Genomic DNA, 3,720 nt, shown 5'->3' with positions numbered 1-3,720 from the left:
GAGGGTGGGCCTCGCGTCAGCGAGGGTCGGGAGAGGGGAGCGCCGTATCCGGAGAGGGGGCCCCTCTCCCGCCTGCTCCGCAGGCACCCTCCCCCGCAGAGGGGGGAGGGTCGAGGCGTTTCGTCTCGATGGGATCAGTAAACCACCACCGAGCGAATCGACTTGCCCTCGTGCATCAGGTCGAAACCGTGGTTGATGTCTTCGAGCGGCATGGTGTGGGTGATCAGGTCGTCGATGTTGATCTTGCCCTCCATGTACCAGTCGACGATCTTCGGCACGTCGGTGCGGCCGCGGGCGCCGCCGAAGGCCGAGCCCTTCCAGACGCGGCCGGTGACGAGCTGGAACGGACGGGTGGAGATCTCCTTGCCGGCCTCGGCCACGCCGATGACGATCGACTCGCCCCAGCCGCGATGGCAGCATTCCAGCGCCTGGCGCATGACGTGGACGTTGCCGGTGCAGTCGAACGAGAAGTCCGCGCCGCCATTCGTCGCGTCGAGGATCGCCGCGACCACGTGATCGTTGCCGACCTCCTTCGGGTTGATGAAGTGGGTCATGCCGAACTTGCGGGCCATCTCCTGCTTGTCCGGGTTGATGTCGACGCCGATGATCTTGTCGGCACCGACCATCCGGGCGGCCTGGAGCACGTTGAGGCCGATGCCGCCGAGGCCGAACACCACGACGTTGGCGCCGGGCCAGACCTTGGCGGTGTAGATCACCGCGCCGATGCCGGTGGTGACGCCGCAGCCGATGTAGCAGATCTTGTCGAAGGGAGCGTCTTCGCGGATCTTGGCGAGCGCGATGGCCGGCAGGACCGTGAAGTTCGAGAAGGTCGAGCAGCCCATGTAGTGGAACAGGGTGTTCGCGCCGTTCGGGCTGCCGCCGGTGGAGACACAGGAGAAGCGCGAGGTGCCGTCCGGCATCACGCCCTGGCCCTGCGTGGAACGGATCGCGGTGCAGAGGTTGGTGCGCTGCGACAGGCAGGACTTACAGCTGCGGCATTCCGGGGTGTAGAGCGGGATGACGTGGTCGCCGACCTTCAGGTCCGTGACCCCGGCGCCGAGTTCGCGGACGATGCCCGCGCCTTCGTGGCCGAGGATCGCCGGGAACTTGCCCTCGGAATCGAGGCCCGACAGGGTATAGGCATCGGTGTGGCAGATGCCGGTGGCCATCAACTCGATGAGGACTTCGCCGGCCTTGGGGCCTTCGATGTCGATGGTCTCGATGGTGAGGGGCTTCTTGGCCTCCCACGCGACCGCAGCGCGCGTCTTCATGTCATTATTCTCATGTCTGGACGATCACGGACGGTGTCGAACTGCCGACTCTTCGGCTTCGCCTCATCCAGGGGAGGGCAAGCCGAACGGCCCGAAAATCTGTTTCGTGCAATGATGGTTCTGGAGACGAGATGCAACGCCCTCGGGCCGCGCGGGAGGTCGCGTCGCCCCTGTGTTGTCGCGGAAGCATACCCGCCGGCGCCTCAGCGATAGCCCGCGGCCTGCAGTTCGAACAATTCGGCGTAGCGCCCGCCCCTCGCCTGGAGTTCCTCGTGGGTTCCGGCCTCGATGACCTTGCCCCCGTCGAGGACGAGGATGCGGTCGGCCATGCGCACGGTGGAGAAGCGGTGCGAGATCAGCACGCAGCTGCGCCCCCGGCTGAGATCGCGAAAGCGCTGGAACACCTCGAACTCGGCGCGGGCGTCGAGGGCGGCGGTGGGCTCGTCGAGGATCAGGATCTCGGCCTCGCGCATATAGGCCCGGCTGAGCGCGATCTTCTGCCATTCGCCGCCGGAGAGGTCGACACCGTCGGCGAAGCGCTTGCCGAGCGGCTGGTCGTAGCCGAGCGGCAGGCGTTCGATCACGCCGTCGGCGAGGCTGCGCCCGGCGGCACGGGCGATGCGGGCGGCGTCGTCCCGCTCGTCGATGCGCCCCACGGCGACGTTCTCGGCGGCGGTGAAATCGAAGCGCACGAAATCCTGGAAGATCACGCCGATTCGGGCGCGCAGGTCGTCGAGGTCGTAATCGGACAGCGGTCGGCCATCGAGCAGCACACGGCCCTCGGTGGGGTCGTAGAGCCGGGTCAGGAGCTTGACGATCGTGGTCTTGCCGGCCCCGTTCTCACCCACCAGGGCGAGCACTTCCCCGGCGGCGAGGCGGAAGCTCAAGGACCGGACAGCCCAGGTCTCGGTGCCGGGATAACGGAAGCCGACCTCCTCGAAGACGATGCCCTCGGTGATCGGCTGCGGGAACGGCACGGGCCGCTCCGGCGAGCGGATCAGCGGCACCACCTCGAAGAACGAGAACAGGTCTTCGAGATACTGCGCCTGCGAGGAGATCTGCGAGAAGCCGAGCAGCAGGCCCTCGATCAGGCCGCGCAGGCGCTGGAACGAGCCGGCGAGGAAGGCGAGATCGCCGATGGAGAAGGCGCCCGCCACCGTCCGCCAGACGATGGTGGCATAGGCCGCGTAGTAGGCGAGCGTGCCCAAGGCCGCGAAGAGGCCGCCCCAACCGGCCCTGCGGATGGCGAGGGAGCGGTTATCGGCCAGGAGCTTGGCGGCCACGATCCGGTAGCGTTCGGCGATATAGGCGTTGAGGCCGAAGAGCTTGACCTCCTTGGCCGATTCCACGCTGGCCCCGAGATAACGCAGATAGTCGATCTGGCGCCGCTCCGGGGTGCGGGTCCAGGCGAGGCGATAGCCCTGCCGGTTGAAGTAGAGCTCGTTGAGGAAGGCCGGGACGAGGGAGCCGGCGAGCAGCAGGATCAGCCAGGGAGCGTAGGCGGCCAGACCGATCCCGAAGGCGACGAGCGTGATGAGATCCTGCCCCTGCCCGAAGAGCTGGAACAGCAGGTTGGAGCGCCCGGTCACCTGCCGGCGGGCGCGCTCCAGCCGGTCCTGCTGGGCGCTGTCCTCGAATTGCTCGAGGTCGAGGGCGGCGGCGTGGCGCATCAGCCGCAGGGTGGCGGCATTGGCGTAGCGGTCCGCGACCAGCCCGTCGGTGAGGGTGCTCAGCCGCCCGAGCAGATCGGACAGGATGGCGAGGCCGAGTTCCACCGCGACGAGGCCGGCGAGACGCCTGAGGGCCGGATCCGCCATCCAGCCGGCGATGCCGGTTCCTGCGGGATGGGGCCGGGCGTGTTCGGCGACGATGGCGTCGAGGATGAGCTTGCCGAGATAGAGCATCAACACCGGCAGGCTCGCCCGCGCGAGACGCAGAGCGACGCTCGCCATCAGCAGGCGCGGGCTCGCGGCATAGACGAGGCGAAACAGCGCCGGCAGGTATCGCAGGGCGCCCATGCGCTCGACGACGAACCGGTTCAGCGAGGCAGCGAGGGAGGCGGTGGACATCGCGGCGGACCATGACCGGAGCGGCCCCGTCCGTCGATGCGTCGTAGAGTGCTCCGTCACCGTCCCCGACGGCGATGCCGCGACCGCCTCATGCGACGCGTGGTTTCAGACGATGCGCTTCGTGACGCAGACGCCTGAGGACATCGGCCAGGACGGCAAGACTTTGGTTTCTCTCCCATGTTAGCGTCCCGCGTGTATTGTGCGCGTGAGGCGGGTTGGATGCTCAGCGGTTCGACTCTTCTACGGGTGGTGGTGCTCTTCGTCGTGGCGGCGGCGCTGGCGGGCCTGGTCCAGGCCTTCTGGCCGCAGGGCAGCGACGATCCGGCGGCGCCGGTGCAGCGCACCGAGCCGACCAAGGTGACTCCGCCACAACCCGCGCC

The 3,720-nt window shown here is 68.0% G+C and carries 2 protein-coding genes; both read right to left on the bottom strand.

The window, feature by feature from the left end:
• Positions 1-134: 134 nt before the first annotated feature.
• Complete coding sequence (locus MBTS_RS22455) at positions 135-1,271, bottom strand: S-(hydroxymethyl)glutathione dehydrogenase/class III alcohol dehydrogenase (RefSeq protein ID WP_192216527.1); 1,137 nt, start codon at positions 1,269-1,271, stop codon at positions 135-137.
• Between the two features lie 203 nt (positions 1,272-1,474).
• Positions 1,475-3,340, bottom strand: a complete 1,866-nt coding sequence (locus tag MBTS_RS22450) for an ABC transporter ATP-binding protein (protein ID WP_192216526.1) — start codon at positions 3,338-3,340, stop codon at positions 1,475-1,477.
• Between the last annotated feature and the right edge of the window lie 380 nt (positions 3,341-3,720).

It is taken from the genome of Methylobacterium bullatum, from assembly GCF_014845095.1.
Classification (GTDB): domain Bacteria; phylum Pseudomonadota; class Alphaproteobacteria; order Rhizobiales; family Beijerinckiaceae; genus Methylobacterium; species Methylobacterium bullatum.
This window is presented reverse-complemented; position numbering and strand designations above follow the sequence as displayed.

Coding starts and splice junctions, on each gene's coding strand:
- MBTS_RS22450 (WP_192216526.1), bottom strand. CDS start 3,340: ATGTCCACCGCCTCCCTCGCTGCCTCGCTGAACCGGTTCGTCGTCGAG.
- MBTS_RS22455 (WP_192216527.1), bottom strand. CDS start 1,271: ATGAAGACGCGCGCTGCGGTCGCGTGGGAGGCCAAGAAGCCCCTCACC.